13 protein-coding genes and 2 pseudogenes are annotated in these 17,785 nt (G+C 57.8%); 11 read left to right on the top strand and 4 right to left on the bottom strand.

The annotated features are described in order from the left end of the window. Nucleotides 1–20: 20 nt before the first annotated feature. Entirely contained in the window at nucleotides 21–1,817 is a 1,797-nt protein-coding gene (locus JXQ78_RS13490; protein ID WP_330631289.1) for an ABC transporter substrate-binding protein, read from the bottom strand. Between the two features lie 368 nt (nucleotides 1,818–2,185). Between JXQ78_RS13490 and JXQ78_RS13485 the strand changes: the two genes are divergently transcribed. From JXQ78_RS13485 to JXQ78_RS19195, 3 genes and pseudogenes are all read left to right on the top strand, one after another. Next, entirely contained in the window at nucleotides 2,186–2,344 is a 159-nt protein-coding gene (locus tag JXQ78_RS13485; protein WP_330631288.1) for a DUF7556 family protein, read from the top strand. Nucleotides 2,345–2,527: 183 nt separating this feature from the next. Then, nucleotides 2,528–7,273, top strand: a pseudogene (gene polC, locus JXQ78_RS13480) (DNA polymerase II large subunit); the annotation flags it as partial. A gap of 15 nt (nucleotides 7,274–7,288) precedes the next feature. Then, nucleotides 7,289–7,945 (top strand): annotated as a pseudogene (locus JXQ78_RS19195) (DNA polymerase II large subunit); the annotation flags it as partial. A 358-nt stretch (nucleotides 7,946–8,303) separates the two neighbouring features. Here JXQ78_RS19195 and JXQ78_RS13475 read toward each other — a convergent pair. Both JXQ78_RS13475 and JXQ78_RS13470 read right to left on the bottom strand, forming a co-directional pair. Further along, nucleotides 8,304–9,107: an alpha/beta hydrolase gene (locus tag JXQ78_RS13475; protein WP_330631286.1), complete on the bottom strand. Its 804-nt coding sequence runs from the start codon at nucleotides 9,105–9,107 to the stop codon at nucleotides 8,304–8,306. Continuing rightward, on the bottom strand, nucleotides 9,104–9,715 hold the full coding sequence (locus tag JXQ78_RS13470; RefSeq protein WP_330631285.1) for an MBL fold metallo-hydrolase: 612 nt from the start codon (nucleotides 9,713–9,715) through the stop codon (nucleotides 9,104–9,106). Before JXQ78_RS13470 ends, JXQ78_RS13475 begins: the two co-directional genes overlap by 4 nt. A gap of 108 nt (nucleotides 9,716–9,823) precedes the next feature. Between JXQ78_RS13470 and JXQ78_RS13465 the strand changes: the two genes are divergently transcribed. The 6 genes from JXQ78_RS13465 (at nucleotide 9,824) to JXQ78_RS13440 (ending at nucleotide 13,456) form a co-directional block, all read left to right on the top strand. Then, entirely contained in the window at nucleotides 9,824–9,994 is a 171-nt protein-coding gene (locus JXQ78_RS13465; RefSeq protein WP_330631284.1) for a DUF5786 family protein, read from the top strand. Further along, nucleotides 9,991–10,569: an endonuclease dU gene (locus tag JXQ78_RS13460; RefSeq protein WP_330631283.1), complete on the top strand. Its 579-nt coding sequence runs from the start codon at nucleotides 9,991–9,993 to the stop codon at nucleotides 10,567–10,569. The genes JXQ78_RS13465 and JXQ78_RS13460 overlap by 4 nt, the downstream gene beginning before the upstream one ends. Nucleotides 10,570–10,592: 23 nt before the next feature. Beyond that, the gene (locus JXQ78_RS13455) at nucleotides 10,593–11,186 is read left to right on the top strand and encodes a uracil-DNA glycosylase (protein WP_330631282.1); all 594 of its coding nucleotides are present in this window, start codon (nucleotides 10,593–10,595) and stop codon (nucleotides 11,184–11,186) included. Between the two features lie 44 nt (nucleotides 11,187–11,230). Then, nucleotides 11,231–11,860 carry an imidazole glycerol phosphate synthase subunit HisH gene (gene hisH, locus JXQ78_RS13450; RefSeq protein WP_330631281.1) on the top strand — a complete coding sequence of 210 codons (630 nt, stop codon included), beginning with the start codon at nucleotides 11,231–11,233 and terminating at the stop codon, nucleotides 11,858–11,860. A 69-nt stretch (nucleotides 11,861–11,929) separates the two neighbouring features. Then, nucleotides 11,930–12,301 (top strand): hypothetical protein, encoded by a 372-nt coding sequence (locus tag JXQ78_RS13445; RefSeq protein ID WP_330631280.1) that lies wholly within the window; start codon nucleotides 11,930–11,932, stop codon nucleotides 12,299–12,301. Between the two features lie 78 nt (nucleotides 12,302–12,379). After that, nucleotides 12,380–13,456, top strand: coding sequence for a mechanosensitive ion channel family protein (locus JXQ78_RS13440; RefSeq protein ID WP_330631279.1), 1,077 nt, complete (start codon nucleotides 12,380–12,382; stop codon nucleotides 13,454–13,456). On the opposite strand, the gene JXQ78_RS13435 is transcribed toward JXQ78_RS13440, so the two are convergent. After that, nucleotides 13,457–15,049, bottom strand: coding sequence for an O-antigen ligase family protein (locus JXQ78_RS13435; RefSeq protein ID WP_330631278.1), 1,593 nt, complete (start codon nucleotides 15,047–15,049; stop codon nucleotides 13,457–13,459). Between the two features lie 150 nt (nucleotides 15,050–15,199). Between JXQ78_RS13435 and JXQ78_RS13430 the strand changes: the two genes are divergently transcribed. Continuing rightward, a complete protein-coding gene (locus tag JXQ78_RS13430; RefSeq protein WP_330631277.1) occupies nucleotides 15,200–16,024 on the top strand; it encodes an undecaprenyl-diphosphate phosphatase in 825 nt (274 codons plus the stop codon). Nucleotides 16,025–16,303: 279 nt separating this feature from the next. Further along, nucleotides 16,304–17,779, top strand: coding sequence for a sugar transferase (locus JXQ78_RS13425; protein WP_330631276.1), 1,476 nt, complete (start codon nucleotides 16,304–16,306; stop codon nucleotides 17,777–17,779). The last annotated feature ends 6 nt before the right edge of the window (nucleotides 17,780–17,785 follow it).

Raw genomic sequence — 17,785 nt, 5'->3', positions numbered from 1 at the left:
ATAGACTATCTATTCCGCGTTTACTGCTCTTTCCAGATCGTGTTGCATTTGTTGCGAGAGAATCCCATTCCGCCGATTTTATCAGGGATATGGACATCCTGGTAACTGAAGAGTTCGGTCACGCTGTGATGGGTCGGGATGATCATTGCGTCCTCCCAGTTTGCCTCTTCCATCTTCACGTACTCCGCATTCCGTGTGTCCTGAGCCTCCTGCGTAGGCGTGAGGTTGCTCTCGACCGTCTCGAACGCCGTTCGGGCCGCTCCGGCAGCAGACGACTGATCCGTCTGCCCCCAGTCAAGATAGGTGTACGACGCTGGATCGCCAGTAACGGTGTTCGGCGGGTAAAGCAGCTTCATGAAGTTGTCCGGACGTGGCCAGTCGGCGATCCACCCGAGCGAGTAGAGCTCGTTTCTGCCGTTTTCACCGCGCTGGAGCAGCGTCTGGAACTTCGACTGGTTGATCGAGAGGTCGATGAACGCGCCCTGGAGCTGCTGTTGAAGCTGTTTGGCCAGCTTCGAGTAGGTGTCCGATTCGTAGTGCGTGAACTCGAGCTGGTAGCGATTGTCCGGACCGAAGCCGGCATCCTGCATCACCTGCTTTGCCGACTCGATGTCGCTCTCACCAGGGCTGTATGGATACTGCTCAGCGTGTTTCTGTGCAGCCTCAGTACCACCAGGGTAGATGAGCTCGGGCGTGAGGTGGTATGCCGGATCCGCACGGCCTTTCATCGTGTTCTCGACGAAATCGTCCTGGTTGAAGACGTAGGCAACCGCCTGACGAACCGGCTTGATCACGTTCTGCTCGTTGAACGCGATGTAGTAGGTGCCAACCTCAGGGTATTTGAGATAATCGAGCGTCTTGCCCCGCACCGGTCCGTACGACCCGGTGACGCGGTTTTTGTCGTCGGTTTTATCCTCGGAGACGCTGTTTTTCTCGAATTTGGCCGTCGGAATCTCGAAGATGTCCGCTTCGCCACCCATCGCTTTGTTGAACGCGGCCGAGTCGTCCTCGATGACGTGCCAGAGAACATCGTCGACTTTCGCCACTTCGCCGTGGTAATCATCGAACCGGTTTACGGCCGCCTCGGTCTGGAGTTCCCAGTGGTCGAACTGGAACGGTCCAGCACCAACGGGCTGTTTCGTCGCGAACTCCTCGTACTGCGAGGATGGACTGTCCGGCGAGCCCTCATCGGAGAGCGAGCCAACGATCCCCTCGGGGACGATCGCGAAGGCGCTGTATGCAAGCACCTCAAGCACCGCGTGGAACGGCTGTTCGATCTCCATCTCGACGGTTTTCTCATCGACAGCAGTGACGCCGAGCGAGCCCGACTGGTAGTTGCCGTCGCCGTCGGTATCGTGGGTGACACCGATCGAGTTGAGGATGAAATCGCTCCGGACTGAGTGTGGCGATCCTGCAACGCGCTCGAGCGAGTAGACCACGTCGCTCGCGGTCACTGGGTCGCCGTTGTGGAACGTTGCGTCCTTGAGCGTGAACGTATAGACCGTCTTGTCCTCGTTGGTCTCAACTGATTTTGCCAGCAAATTCTTCACTTCAACCTCACCGTGTGGGTAGTTCACGAGCGGGTCGTGAAGCTGCTGGATGACACGACCGGACGCGGTGTCGTCAGCCGCCACCGGATCGAACGTGCTCATCGTTGAGTTGATCAGCTGCAGCGTTCCACCCTTCTGTGGAGTCTGTGATCCACCGCTGTCACCGCCGTCGTCGCTACCGATACAGCCTGCGACCGACACCGCCGCCGCCGCACCACCGGTCGCCTTCAGGAACCCCCGACGCGAGAGTCCGGTATTGTCTGTCATTCCATCACCACCTCAATGATCCTTGGTGATAAATTTGCCGTTGTAATTGAGGTATGCTATATTGTTTTCGATAATATTCGAATCGACAGGTTTGGCCGAATCCAGCCCTGTATTGCGATTTTACGCCGACCCATGTGTACTGTATACAAATATCATCACTCATATTACAAACCATATGTGTCCAATTTCAAATGCAGAAACTGTGCGGTATCACGGTTTCAATACCACAGTAAGAGACAGCTGCGAGTGGGTTGCCATCCACTCACGTGAGAATCCTCAACGGATCTCAGTGCTGATATACGTACCACTCGTGTACCATGGATCGACGGCTTCGTTACGTTTATATTTATGAGGATCCAACTGGGATTATGGTGCCTAATACGGCCCCGGCGTCGAAGTCGTGCGTCGACCACGAGGTAATGATGGCAGAAGATTCGGGTGATGTCATCATTGCCGACATTTGCCGCGATGGGGCCTGGCTTTCGATGCCAGTTGTCGAAGCGCTCGCGCTCGATGACTGGCAATAGCACACACTCGTGTGGACTGCTCACTCAATCGGTCCGTTCGGGAACTTTTTTGCAGCACTCGCTCAGACTCTGAGACATGCATCACTGGAGCGTCGAGTCCGACCAGCAGTGGCCAGTTTCCAGGCGCAACCGCCGCGGAGACACTGACAGCGAGGCGACCAACGCGTGCGGGCTGTGGGAGCTGTGACCGGTATCGACCGCTACTTTGCGGAGATCGAATCGCAACTTGACGACGCGTTCGAGATCGCCGAGACCGCCCGTGAACAAGGGGGTGATCCGTCCACATCGGTCGAAATTCCGGTTGCAAAGGACATGGCCGACCGCGTCGAGAACATCCTGGAAATTCCGGGGGTTGCCGATCGGGTCCGCGAGCTCGAAGCAACGATGAGTCGCGAGGAAGCAGCGCTTGCCCTGGCAGAGGATTTTGCCGATGGAACCGTCGGTAACTACGAAACCACGGCCGGCAAGATCGAGGGCGCGGTTCGAACGGCTGTCGCGCTGTTGACCGAGGGCGTTGTCGCCGCGCCGATCGAAGGGATCGATCGGGTAGAAGTGATCGATAACGACGATGGCTCGCAGTTCGTGCGGGTGTTTTATGCAGGACCGATCCGCTCTGCCGGCGGAACGGCACAGGCACTCTCGGTGCTGGTTGCTGATTATGCCCGCACGCTGCTCGGGCTGGACCGGTACAAACCTCGTGATGCAGAGATCGAGCGATACGCAGAGGAGTTGGGGATCTACGACAACGAAACCGGGCTGCAGTACTCGCCCAAAGACAAGGAGACGAAGTTCATCGCCGAGCACTGTCCGATCATGCTCGACGGGGAGGCGACCGGCGACGCAGAGGTGTCTGCAACCCGCGATCTAGAGCGCGTCGACACCAACAGCCCACGCGGCGGGATGTGTCTCGTGCTCGGTGAGGGAATTGCTCAGAAAGCTCCGAAAATCAAGCGCTACACCACGCAGCTCGATGAGCTATCCTGGCCATGGCTCGACGACCTGATTGACGGCACGATCGGCGAGTCGGGTGACGATGACGGCGATGACGAGCAAGCCACAGAGAGCGACACCACAGAAGCCCCCAGCGAGGAGTCCGCGGGACCGCCACGAGCAGACCCGACGACGAAGTTTCTGCGCGATCTCATCGCCGGTCGGCCGGTGTTCTCACATCCCTCACGCCATGGCGGCTTTCGGCTGCGGTATGGACGCGCCAGAAATCACGGCTTTGCCACCGCTGGCGTCCATCCAGCAACGATGCATCTGGTGGACGACTTTCTGGCTACGGGAACACAGATCAAAACCGAACGCCCCGGAAAGGCCGCCGGCGTCGTTCCAGTCGACACGATCGAAGGACCAACGGTACGGCTCGCCAACGGCGAGGTCAGACGGATCGATGATCCAGACGAGGCAATCGAGATCAGAAACGGCGTCGAGGCCGTCCTGGATCTCGGGGAGTATCTCGTCAACTACGGGGAGTTCGTCGAGAACAACCATCCACTCGTTCCGGCCTCGTTCACCGTCGAGTGGTGGGCACAGGCGTTCGAGCGCGATGGGGGTGACCTCCAGGCACTCCGGGATGATCCACACGTTTCGATCACGGAGCCAACCACAGAGCAGGCGCTTTCATGGGCAAATGAGTACGACACGCCACTCCATCCCGCATACACCTATCTCTGGCACGATCTCACCGTCGGCCAGTTCGACCATCTCGCAAGCAGCGTCGCCGACGGCGAGCTCGACGGTGATACCCTTCGTCTCGATCGGAGTGAACCGGTTCGAACGGCGCTTGAATCGCTGTTGATCGAACACATTCAGCACGATGAGACGATCGAGATTCCGGACGCCCGTCCGTTTGTGGCAACGCTCGGGCTGAATGAATCGCTAGAGAAACCCTGGTCGATTGAGGAGCTGTCCGAGCGAGCGCTCACCTGGGGGAGCGAGTCGGAAGAAGTCGCCGTCCACGATCCACCGGGAACGAACGCCATCAAGGCGGTCAACGAGGTCGCACCGTTTACCGTTCGCGAGCGCGCGCCGACCAGAATCGGCAACCGAATGGGCCGTCCGGAAAAGTCAGAAAGCCGCGAGCTGAGCCCGGCAGTCCACACGCTCTTTCCGATCGGAGAGGCGGGGGGTAGCCAGCGCGACGTGAGCGCAGCCGCCTCGCATGCCGACTCGCTCCAGTCATCTGTCGGCACCGTCGACGTACAGATCGCTCGACGCGAGTGTCCAGACTGCACGAATCGTACGTACGAGGCCACGTGTCCGGACTGTGAAACGGTGACGGTCCCGGTGTATGAGTGTCGAGACTGTGAAATCCGCGTTGAGCCGGACGAATCCGGCCGGGCCGAGTGTCCCCGCTGTGAGTCGCTCGCCTCGCCAGTCACCTATCGGTCGATCGATATCGACGATGCCTATCACGATGCCCTTGAGTCGCTTTCCGAGCGCGAGCACGGCTTTGACATTCTCAAAGGCGTGAAAGGGCTCACGTCCGAGCAGAAGGTCCCCGAGCCGATGGAAAAGGGGATTCTCCGGGCGAAACACGGCGTGTCGGCGTTCAAAGACGGCACCATCCGGTACGACATGACGGATCTCCCGGTGACGGCGGTGCGGCCATCGGAGCTGTCAGTCACCGTCGATCAGTTTCGCTCGCTGGGTTATGATGAGGATATTGACGGTGAACCCCTCGAACACGCCGACCAGCTCGTGGAGCTGCGCGTACAGGACGTGGTGTTGTCGATGGGGGCAGCAGAACACCTGCTCAAGACCGCCGATTTCGTCGATGATCTCCTGGTTCGCTACTACGACATGGAGCCGTTCTACGAGCTTGAGGACCGCGACGATCTGGTTGGCGAGCTGGTGTTCGGAATGGCACCCCACACGTCAGCGGCGGTTGTCGGACGGATCGTCGGATTCACCACGGCCGCCGTCGGCTACGCCCATCCCTACTTCCACGCCGCAAAGCGTCGGAACTGTTTCCATCCCTCGACGAAGCTGTCCTACATCGATGCATCGGGCGACCGGCGTCGAGAACGAATCGACGAACTGGTGGAATCACGCCTGGAGTCACCGTCACGCGACGCCCTCGGGGCGGAAATCGTCGAGCTCGATGAACCAATCAGGGTTCCATCGCTCAAGGCAGATGGAACGCCCACGACGAGTGCGATCGACACGGTCTCGAAACACCCCGCTCCCGAGCATCTCATAGCAATCGAGACGGCTTCTGGGTCGACGCTCAGACTGACGCCCGATCACACGCTCTATCGCGATGAAACACTCGAGGAAGTTCAGGCAAGCGAGATTGCCGTCGGCGATCGACTGCCGGTCTCGCCGTCGGCAACTGACAGTGATCAGGCGAGTGCATCAGCATTCGAGACGGTAACTGACGTTCAGTTCGTCGAAGCTGACGTTTCGTACACCTACTGTTGTACGGTCGAGCGAACACACACACTGCTGGCAAATGGCGTGTATGTTGGACAGTGTGATGGTGACGAAGATTGTGTGATGTTATTGATGGATGGGCTATTGAATTTCAGTAAGCTGTATTTGCCCGACAAGCGCGGTGGGAGCGTCGTCGCCGACGCAGAGCTCTGTGCGTTCGACGCCGAAGGAACGCCACAGACGCTTTCGTTCGAGTCGTTCTGGAACGAACTGGACTGTCCGATCGAGTACGATGGAAAGTTCCAGAAGAAAACGTGTATCGATGCGGGCTGGACAACGTTCGCGTTCGCGGACGATCACACGGCCAGTCCGAAACCGATCGAGAAAGCCATCAGATATCGTGTGAGCGACGAAACACTCCTCAAAATCACCACCCAGTGTGGCCGGACATTGACGATCACGGCAAATCACAGTCTCTTTCGATTCGATGGCGCTATCGAGGCGGTCGCCGGCGATGAGCTCTCTGTGGGTGAGCTGCTCGTTGCACCGGGCGCATTCGAGATCGATGGCGAGCACAAGACGATCGACGTGGCCGACCGACTCGATGCGCCCCACGTTGTAGTCGACGATCCGAGTGGGAATCCCACGCTGCCGTTGTCGATGGTCGACGACGGAAGGGCCGGCAACCGTGGCGATCGTGGATCGATGGAGATCGCTCGTCGGGGCGACAACCACGGAATTGCACGCGAGTTCGACGTTGATGAGGCGTTCGGCTGGCTGTGTGGACTTCTGATCGCAGACGGCACGCTCGAGGACGCACTCACCGTCTCGATCGACGCACAGCCCGTCCGTGAGCGAGTCGAAACCGTGGTCGAACAGACGTTTGACTGCACGCTCGAGCGGGACGGCACCGACGTGCGGTTTCCACCGGTTGTCGGCGAGCTGCTCCGGTCGCTCGGGGCTCGCTCTGAGGATGGATCGGGGGCCGTTCCCGCCGTCATTCGAACCGCGCCCGAGCCCGTGGTTCAGTCCTTTTTGCGTGGCTACATGAGTGCCGAAAACGGCGGCGGGCAGACTGCCAATCAGGCACTTGAGCTCAGTGCGCCCACCGATACCGTCAAAAATGGGCTCGTATTTCTCTGTCTGCGCCTGGGGCTCGTTCCATCGATCGAACGGACGGCGTCGGGCTACAGGCTCGTTGCAACCCGTCCGTCACAGCCACGATCTGACGACGATCCCAGACAGCTCGTGGTGACGATTCCCGACGCACTCGAGACGCTCCGCGAAACGCTGGATGACGGCACACAGCTCATCGATCGCTCCGCGATTCGTGGTGAGACAGTCGAGCTTTCGACTCTCGCGGAACTCGTTCGAACGCTCGATCAGCGCTCGCTGGAGCCAGAGGCCCGGACGCTCCTTGAGGAACTTCGGATGTTAACCGAGGGCGATCTCGTCTATCTCGAAATCACCGACATCGAGCGCGTCGAGTACGATGGCTATCTGTACGACCTCCAGGTCGGTGGGGAGCCGATCTTCACCGCCAACTGGCTGTATGCACACAACTCCATGGACGCACCGCTGGTGATGTCCTCACGGATCGATCCGACGGAAATCGACGACGAAGCCCACAACGTAGACATTCATGGCCCGTATCCACTGGAGTTCTACGAGGCCACCCGTGAAATGGCCGATCCAGGAGATGTCGACATCACGATCGCCGAGGACACGCTCGGCACGGACCACCAGTACGAGGGATTCGAACACACACACGACACCACAAACATTGCCGCCGGACCGGATCTTTCGGCCTACAAAACCCTGGGTTCGATGCTCGAAAAGATGGACGCACAGCTTGCGCTCGCCAGACGGCTCCGTGCCGTCGACGAAACCGACGTGGCAGAGCGGATCATCGAGTATCACTTCCTGCCGGATCTGATCGGCAATCTGCGTGCGTTTGCCAGCCAGGAGACGCGTTGTCTGGACTGCAACACCAAATATCGGCGCGTTCCATTGGCGGGCGAATGTCTCGACTGTGGCGGTCGCGTTGCGCTAACGGTGCACGAAGGCTCGGTGAATAAGTATCTCGACACCGCCATTCGCGTCGCAGACGAGTTTGGTTGTCGCGAGTATACGAAACAACGCCTCGAAATCCTCGATCGACAGCTCGAGAGTGTCTTCGAAAACGACCACAACAAGCCCTCGACGCTCGGCGATTTCATGTGATTCGAAAATCCACCGGTCGAGCTACTAGTTAACTCGTAACAATGTTTATTCAGACAGCCCCCATACAGAGAGATACAGCACGACAGCGAGGGCCAATCGGACAATCTATGACGGATCGGTCAACGGGATCGATCGGTGTAGATACGAGGTAAAAACCAAAGCCTCCGTAAGAAGGGACCGAGGTGAACGCCTCGATGGAAAACCGCCACAGCCCGGAACGTCTCCGTGCAAACGGAGGTGTGAGAAGACCAATTACCGGACGTCAGGCAACTGGCGTTCGAGAAACTGGGTGTCCAGACGGGTCGCATGGGCTGTCGAAAACAGTTCCTGTCCGAGTCCAGATCGCTGTCGGGCTCGATTATTTATTGACTGAATTCACCAGAGACATCCGACGAGCGAGCAGCGTCCCGAGATGATCATTTTCCGGCGTGGTGATCCTGTCACAGCGGTCGCCAAGCGTTTCCAGAACGGGTTCGATTCTGACGTTCGAATCCGCCCGTCCGTGCGTGAGTCCCAGAGGTACCGACTCGGGGATGGCCGGAAGCTCCCATCCGTCCGCGAACAGTTGGCTCTCGCCGATAGCACCGACCGTGGTTGCTGCAATCGCATGGTGAAAATCGGCCCCGACAAGCTCCGCGAGCGCGGGACTCACCGACGCGTTGGTGAGTTGCCCGGTGATCATCTCTGGGCCTCGAATCCTGGCGCTCCAGTCGATGAGCCACAGAACAGCTCCGAGCAGCGGGGAAACTCGCGAAAGTGCCTCGAATGGACCACCGCTCGTTTCGGGGACGACCGGGGCAATTAGCTCGACGCGCTGGACCCGTTCGGGGACGGTCGCAGCCAGACCAAGCGCAAACGGACCGCCGCCAGAAAATCCCCAGACGGTCGTTCGATCGATAGCGAGTGCATCGAGCAACTGCACGCAGTCGGTTGCCCACGATTCGAACCCAGCTGTGGGAGGTTCCGATCGACCGTATCCCGGACGCGACGGGGTGAGTACCCGAACGCCCGCCGCGGTTGCGGACTCCTCGAACACCCTACCGAGCAGACAGCTCCCCGGCGTGCCGTGACAGAACACGACCGGCGTGCCCGATTTCGCCCCGGTAGCGATGTACTCCAGTTGCCGGCTGTCCGCAAGCTCGATCGTCTCGGTAGAACTCACTGCTCCGTATATTTCGGTTCCCTGCGTTTGGCGCGTTCGAGCGCCGTCTCGATGATCTGGTGGACATCGCCCGTGAAGGTGGATCCGTGTCCGGCGTAGAGTTCGGACACATCCGGACCCATCCGATCGAGAAGCGCTTCAATGCTCTCGATCAACCGCTCGCGAGACTGTCCGGCCAAATCCGTTCGACCGAAGCTGCCTCCCTCGAACGCGCCATCGTCGTGGACAACAACGTCGCCCGAAAACAACACGTTCTCACCCAGATAACAGACGTGATCGCCCGCGTGTCCGGGTGTGTACACCACTTCGAACGGCTCCCCGCCGATCGAAACCAGATCGCCGTCCTCGATCTCGTTGGTCCGAGCGTCGATCTCATCGTATGCGTAAATCTCTGGATCGAACGCCGAAACGATCGCATCAAGCTCCCCAATGTGATCGCCGTGCTGGTGGGTGAGCAACACGCGATCGATCGTGGAGACGGAATCGGTGATCGCATCGACAATCCCGGACATTGCGCCAGCATCAATCAGGGTGGGAACTGGCTCCGGAACAAGATACACGTTGCTGGTGAACGTCTCGGCCGTTGCTGTGACGTTTCGAATCTCCATAGCGGTATACGCTCCTCTCAGGCACTTTATCCTACCTGTTTTTTGTATCGACCGCCAGACGGCTCTGCAGCCAACGTTTTTCAATGATTGTTCCCTACGTTTCACTGTATGGGCTTTGGGAGCTACGATGAATCCGAACAGGAGAACAGGGAGATTGACACCGACTACGAGGACGACGATGCAGTCGAATCGCAGATTGCACACGATGGCAGCGTCTCCTTTGAATTCGACACGTCGAACGAGGAACTGTTGGAACGACTCGAAGATATGAAAGAGTGAAATCAGGAGCACGGGCGCTTGGTCTCGCAACATCGTATGCTCCAGGTGCTGAGTTGGCCACGGTGGCCGGTGTGGTAGTGCGCGCCGACCGCGTCGTAGACGGTTTCGTCTTCGGCGAGCTCACCGTTGGTGGATCGGACAGCACCGCATCGTTGACCAACCTGGTTGACCGGCTAGAGCGCCCGGACGTTCAGTACGTTTTTATCGCCGGTATTGCCCCCGCACAGTACAACATCCTCGATCTCAGTGCCTTCGTCGAGCACGTTGATCGACCAACAATTGCTATTGCCTTCGAGGAGAGCAACGGCCTCGAATCCGCAATCAAATCAGCACTCGACGGCCAGCAACGAACGAAAGCCCTCGAACGATATCGCACGCTTTCAGAGCGGTGGCCGGTGCTGGTGAACGACAACCGACTGTTCGTCCGTGCGGGTGGGATCGATCGGGATGCGGTAGCGCGGATCGTTCGAGGATTCACTCCATCGGGCACTCGCCCGGAACCCCTCCGAGTTGCCAGACAGGCTGCTCGCGCGATGGATGACTGGAACGGGCCAGCTCGGAACAAAACATTGTAGTTCCCATCGCTCGCCCAGAGCGTATGAGCGAACGAATCGACGGCGTTGAGGTGCTCGAATGTACGCGCTGTCCGGCACTCTGTGACTCTCGATCGCAGATTGTCAACGGTGTGGGAACGACGACACCGCCAATCCTGTTTGTTGGTGAAGCACCCGGTGCGACCGAAGACCGCAAGGGCGAACCGTTCGTTGGGCGGTCCGGCGAGGTGTTGAACGACGCACTCCGCGATCGTGGACTCGCCCGACGCGACGTTCGCATCACCAACTGTGTCAGGTGTCGACCACCAGACAACCGTGATCCCCACACTGACGAGCTCGCCAACTGCAGATCACATCTTACCCGCGAGATCGACGGTGTCGATCCGGAAGTGATCGTGACGCTTGGCCGTGTGCCAAGCGAACATCTCCTCGAACGCGATGTGACCGTCACGACAGAAGCTGGTGACGTCCTCGAACGACGGATTGGGGGGAAATCACGACGGATCGTCATCTGCGTGCATCCGGCGGCGACGCTGTACGACCGGAGCCAGGAAGAGACGTTTACGAGCGCCATCGACACCGCGGTTTCACTCGTCGGTGGCGATGTCGGTGGGCAGGCGCGGCTGGGCGATTTCTAGCGGTGACGGCAAGGGATAAAGCCGACCCACTCGTACGCTCGGGTATGGCTACGCCAGAGATCGCCGTCGTGGACTATGGTCTGGGGAACTTAAAAAGCGTGACCCGCGGGTTAGAACGCGTCGGCGCAACGGTGGTGATTACCGACGATCCGTCCACACTAGAGCAAGCTGACGGTGTCATTCTCCCCGGTGTGGGAGCGTTCAGCGAGGGGATGGAAAACGCCGGGCCGTTTCGCGAGACGCTGCAGTCGATTGCCGAGAGCGAGACCCCACTGTTTGGAATCTGTCTGGGGATGCAGATGCTGCTCACCAAAAGCGAAGAAAGCGAACGCGTCGGACAGGGTGACGTTACCGGCCTCGATCTCATTCCCGGTGATAACGTCCGCTTCGACGAAGAGCTCACCGTTCCACACATGGGCTGGAACGAGCTTACAATCGAGCGCGAGCATCCGCTCGTCGATGGGATTGACGGCGAGTATGCATACTTTGTTCACTCGTACTACGCCGTTCCGAGTGCACAGAACGCAACCGTTGGGACCACCGAGTACGGGGCTCCGTTCCCGTCAATTGTGGCCTCTGCGGATGGCACCGTGTTCGGCACGCAGTTCCATCCCGAAAAAAGCGGTGAGACCGGACTGACGATCCTTGGAAACTTCGTCTCGCTCTGTTCGTGAGCACGCAGGTATGTCACAACAGCCACTGCAACGCGAACAGTGAAGAGACAGTGTGCGGTACGAACAACCATGCCACCCCGGCCAGCTTCCGAGTGGCCCAACCGTCCAGTCGAAAAAGCGACACTCTTGGGCGATCCCCATCCACCCGAAGCGATAGACACACTACCGATCGAACGTCCCGTCCGGGCGATCTGGGGGTCGACGTTCGCAGACGTTCAGCGCCAATCGATCACTGCTGGAGATGTCGATGCGAGCGCAGTCGTCGATCTCGTGATCGAAACGCCAAGCGATTATCAGTTGTACAGTTACACCCACCACGACGGCACCACACAATGGGTTAGCTACGATTCAGAGCAGAAAGGAACGGAGGGTGCAGACCGTATCGAACGGCTCCTCGATGAGTATTCGTTTTACTCCGGTGACCCAGAAATCGAACCGTAGACAGAGTGGGATGGGAACTAATATCACAGCAGTGTAACTAACGGCATACTTTTACAACGGGATCGTCTGCGATAGCACATGGGAACGGGGGAGTGGTTACTACAGTCAACGCCAGTCGCGACGAACGAGTCGTCGGGCGGGGGGTTGACACCTCCTAACGCCACACCCGAGGGGCCAATCACGGAGGGGCCAGTGTACGAGCGGCTGTTTCACGAGGCCACCTCGGCAACCAACTGGCTGTTGGCAACCCTGATGGACTGGCTTCCCAACGACATTGCCAGGCTTTTGATGGTGCTGATCATCATGAGCGTGGCGTGGTACATCTCGAACGCCGTCATTCGGGTGCTCGAAGACCGAATCCACCAGCGATTCGATCGACCGAGCGTCGCCCGGACCGTGCTTCGGTCGATTCGAATGGGGATTCTCGGGCTCGGCGTCTTGCTCGTAATGATCAGCGTGTTCAAAGTCTCCGGACCGGATCTGACGATCTCCGTGGCGGCGTTCTCCGCAATGGCTGGTGTGGTGCTGGCTCCGATCGTGGGGAGCGTCGTCTCCGGGCTGTTCGTGCTTGCCGATCAACCGTATGAGGTTGGTGACATGATCGAGCTCGTGGATACTGATCAGCGTGGCTTTGTCCAGGATATCACGATACGGTACACGAAGATCAGAGCGGTAGACAACACGTTTCTGGTCATTCCCAATGGCGCAATGCGAGAGCGCGACGTTCGCAACTACACCGCCGAAGACCATCGGACACGGCTCGAACTACCGATTGGAATCACGTACGAAAGCGATCTCGAGACGGCACAGTCGGTGATAGAGCGTGTCGCCGCGGACTGCGACGGCGTGATAAGTGCTGGCCCACCGATCCGCGTGGGAACGACGCGCTATCCTGCCCGACCAAACTGTCTGTTCGAGGGATTCGGTGCCAATAGCGTTGATCTGGAGCTCCATTACTGGACCGACGAACCCGAGCGCTACAAACAGGTGCAATCGAGGGTCATAAAGCAGATCTTCCAGGTCGTTTCCGAGCACGACGACGTGGCGTTTGCCTACCCACACACGCATCTCGTCTTCGATGACACAAGCGGAACGATGTCCGTCGCACACGGCGACCAACAGCACCGACGATCGAACGAAAACTTCCGGCTGTAGTTACTCGCCCCACTCCGGTCGCGACCAGGAATCGGACGAATCCGAGGAGGATCCGAGCCGTGGTGAGCTACGATCACGCCGGGATTTCGAACGCGACCGGCTCCTGCTCTCGGTCGGGGCTTCTGCGGTATCCATCCACGCACCGTTCATGATGATGTAGCCCACCGACAGCGCTGCAAGCGCCGAGAGAATGTTGTTGTGAAAGAGCGTGTACGACTCAAACAGCTGGTTGGCTCCAAAGCCGAACGCGAGGACGAGCGACGGAACGTCGACGGTCGCACGCTGGAAGACGCCACGGAACAGCGGCCCAACAACCAGGATGAGATAGCCGATCAGCCCAACGACGCCGGTCTCAAGTAAGATCTCGAGATAGGAGTTGTGAATGCTTTTACCGGCATGAGAGCTCAAATACGGTTCTATCATCGCCGAAACACCCTGTGATGTTCCCCAGTACCACGGGCGGCCAAACAGCGTGTTACCGTCGCCAAACGCCTTCAGCCCAGCTTCCCAGAGCGCAAGCCGGCCCGAGAGAGTGATCCCAATCATCGGAAAGACAATGACCGACGCGAGAACCGCACCGAGCAAGCTGACAACGGCGAACGGGAGCACTCGGCGTCCAAAGAGTAGATACGCCACGTACAGGGCGAGCGAAACGCCCACTGCCAGAAAACTCGCACGGCTGTTCGTGAGAAAGGTCCCGAAGCCGTTAATCACGAACAACACACCGGCGAGAAACGAGAGGATAACGCCGAGCCACGTGGGCAGTGTGCTCGTCGCTTCGGTCCCACCGTCGGTCGCCAGGGACTCCGACTCCGAGGACTCCGACCGACTCCGAGGGAAGTACTCACCCGCCAGCAGTGCGCCGGCAATGGTGCCGGCAAACCCAACGATCCCCATGCTGTTTGGATTCCCGAATACTGACGTGAGTGCGTGAACGGACTCGCTCGAAAACATCGGTGTGAATATAAATTCCGTGTTTTGGACAGTCAGCCCGAAGAACGTAAATGGGTTCGAATACGCCTGTAGTCCCAGAATAACGAGCACGGTCGAGAGAAGCGACACACACCACAGAAACGCGTTCCGAGAGACATACCGGGGGATAACGAAAAGGAACAGCGCGAACATAAACGTCGCTGCCATGAAATAGGCGGCATTGGCTGGAGAGCCGACCACGGACAGATTCGACCCGTATCTGAAATAGACGAACCAGACGAGAAGGTAGCCACACAGGAAGATTCCAGTTCGTTTGATATATCGCCGCTGACGAGGCGCGACCGCGATGAAGAACAACAATAATAGGCCGATCAACAGAAGTTTGGCACCCCGGCCAGGATCAGAAAATCCGCCGGTGTTAATCCGGAGAATCACACCGACGAGAACCAGTCCCGAAAATCCATAGACTGCCGCCAGTGTGCCGAACTGTCCGGTCAGGCCATAAACCTGGTAGCCGTAGGTCAAAAACCCTACGAGGCCGATGGCCACGAGTCCGATGAGTAGCGGAACCCGGTTAATCAGGCCCCCTTTAGTCAGGACAAACCCGAAAAGGATTAATCCGAGAAGGATGCTCAAAATGCTGCGTATGAGTCGACTCATCAGTCATCCAGTTGACGCAGGCGGGTAAAAATCTGATCATACAACAATCCATTATTTTGCATTATATCTAGATATGTTTGTGGGAGAGCCAAAGAGCCACGTCAAAAGAATAACCAAATCGTTTAGGTCCCCACTCCAGTACGACCGACAATGAGTGATCAATCGGCGGTAATCGCCGTAATACTCGGAATCTTGCAGGGTATCTTCGAGTGGTTACCGATTTCGAGTGAGGGGAACATCACGATTGCCCTTACCGCACTCGGAAATTCGCCGGAGACGGCGATCGCATACGCACTGTTTTTGCACACCGGGACGGCCATTTCGGCGATGGCATACTACCGATCGGAGCTCCGAACGGTACTGTCTTCGGCCACTTCCTGGCGGCTCAGCTCTGCGTTCGACCGATCATCTGCAGAGCTCTCCTATCTCGTCATTGCAACAGTTATGACCGGTCTCGTCGGCATTCCGGCAAAGCTGCTGTTCGAAGATGCAGTTGGGCAGCTAGATGGCGGCCTCTTCGTCGTTCTCATCGGCGTCCTGTTGCTTGCCACGGGTTTATTACAGCGGGTTTCTGGTGATCTGTCAATGGGCGACCGTGAGTCGCCAGATCTCACGGACGCAATCCTCGTCGGGGGGCTGCAAGGATTTGCCGTCCTGCCGGGTATCTCGCGCTCTGGGGTCACTGCGAGCGCACTCTTATTCCGGAGCCACGACGGCCCATCTGCGTTTAGACTCTCGTTTTTGCTGTCGATTCCAGCAGCACTCGGGGCTGGCGTTCTCGCCGCAGTCGAAGACGGGTTCGCCGGCATCTCCATCACACAGGCACTGCTTGCCGTGGCCGTTAGTGCCATTGTTGGGTATCTCACGATCGATGCACTGATGCGAATCGTCGAGAGAGTTTCATTTGAGAAAATCTGCTATGGGCTTGGTCTGCTCGCCATCATCGGTGGCGGCGGGCTGTCTCTCACGCTGTGAATCGACACCATCAAACCAATCGACTATAAATCGGCAACTAACTCGCACGTGAACGCATCTCCTGTCAAAATTCATGCATTGCATAAATAACAATATCTATGATGCTATACCAAACTTGTTGAATTTGATATCCCAGGAATTTAATATGGTCCCAGACGATTCGAGAATACGTTCACGATCAACGACCGGGCGTATATATGGACTGTCGGATGCATCCCGTAGTCTGACGAAGATCGGTTGGGTCTATATCAGGAATGAACGAAGGTGACGACAAACGGAATGTCAGATAATAGATTAGATGGGGTAGCGGCTGGATGGCACTACCGTCTTTTGAGCATCGGTGGAACGGCAGTGTTGAGTGCGCTCACGGTGGTCGTTATGGGCCATCCTGCCATCGTGTCAGTTGCGGATACGATACCGATGCTCGCTCGGCTCCCTCATCCACCCGAGTTCCACAATCATCTGCTCATCGTTGGAACTGCAGTGGGACTGATTCTGTTGGCGCTCGGGCCACTATTTAAACCACAACCATTACGAGTCATCGATGTTGTCGCCGAGACACAGCGGCGTGTGTTGCTCGCCGGATTCGGGCTCGCGACAATCGGTTATTTCGACTATTCGTTCCGAATGTCGCGGATGACGCTGGTGCTCTCGATGATTGGATTGCTCATCATCCTTCCATCCTGGTTTATTCTCATTCGGAATCAGAAACGAAAAGCCGGCAATCGTGCGATCATCGTCGGGAACGACCAGGAGACGATCGACGCGATCGTCGAACAGGCGACGATCCAGTTCATTGGATTCGTCTCGTTGAATCAGCCCTACGCCATTTCGAATAAGACTGTTGAATCCACCACTGATACGGCGGTGCCGTACACCGACGGTGGTGTACAGCTCGAAGCGGCTGAATCACACGATCAGCTCGAATATCTCGGTGGAATTTCCCGTCTCAGCGATATCATCGTAGAGCACAATCCGGATACGATCGTGCTTGCGTTCTCACACGCCGACCGAGAGGAGTTTTTCGGCGTGCTAAACACCTGTTACCGTCATGGCGTGACTGCAAAGGTCCATCCGGAGCTCGGAAACGACGTGCTCACACGACAGTCGCCGACAACCGGAATCCTAGAGGATATCGATCTCGAACCGTGGGACCTTCAGGATCGGTTGCTAAAGCGTGGATTCGACATTTTGTTTGCCACTATCGGACTCGTTTTCGCCGCGCCGGTAATGTTCGCCATTGCCATTGCGATCAAGCTCGACAGTCCCGGCTCAATCATTTACGCTCAGGAGCGAACGGCCACCTTTGGCGGGACGTTCACGGTGTATAAGTTCCGAAGCATGATCGAAAACGCAGAAGCCGAAACCGGCGCTGTCATCAGCGAAGAGGATGCCGGCGGCATCGATCCACGGGTGACTCGTGTCGGTCAGTTCCTTCGCCGGACGCATCTCGACGAGCTTCCACAGCTCTGGTCAATTTTTACAGGCCACATGAGCGTGGTTGGTCCACGGCCCGAGCGACCCGAAATCGACCGGGAGATCACGGCTGATGTCACCGAATGGAAACAGCGGTGGTTCGTCAAACCCGGGCTGACAGGGCTCGCACAGATCGAAGACGTTACCGGCCACGATCCGGACCAGAAACTTCGGTTTGACACGGAGTACATCCGATCGCAATCGATCTGGCTGGATATCCGAATCGTTATCATCCAAGTGTACAAAGTTATGAATGACGCATTTGAGCATGGTGAGTGAACCAAT

The sequence above is a fragment of the Halocatena halophila genome, from assembly GCA_027563145.1.
Lineage (GTDB): Archaea > Halobacteriota > Halobacteria > Halobacteriales > Haloarculaceae > Halocatena > Halocatena halophila.
The sequence above is the reverse complement of the archived record's forward strand: the minus strand, read 5'-3'. Positions and strand labels throughout refer to the sequence as shown.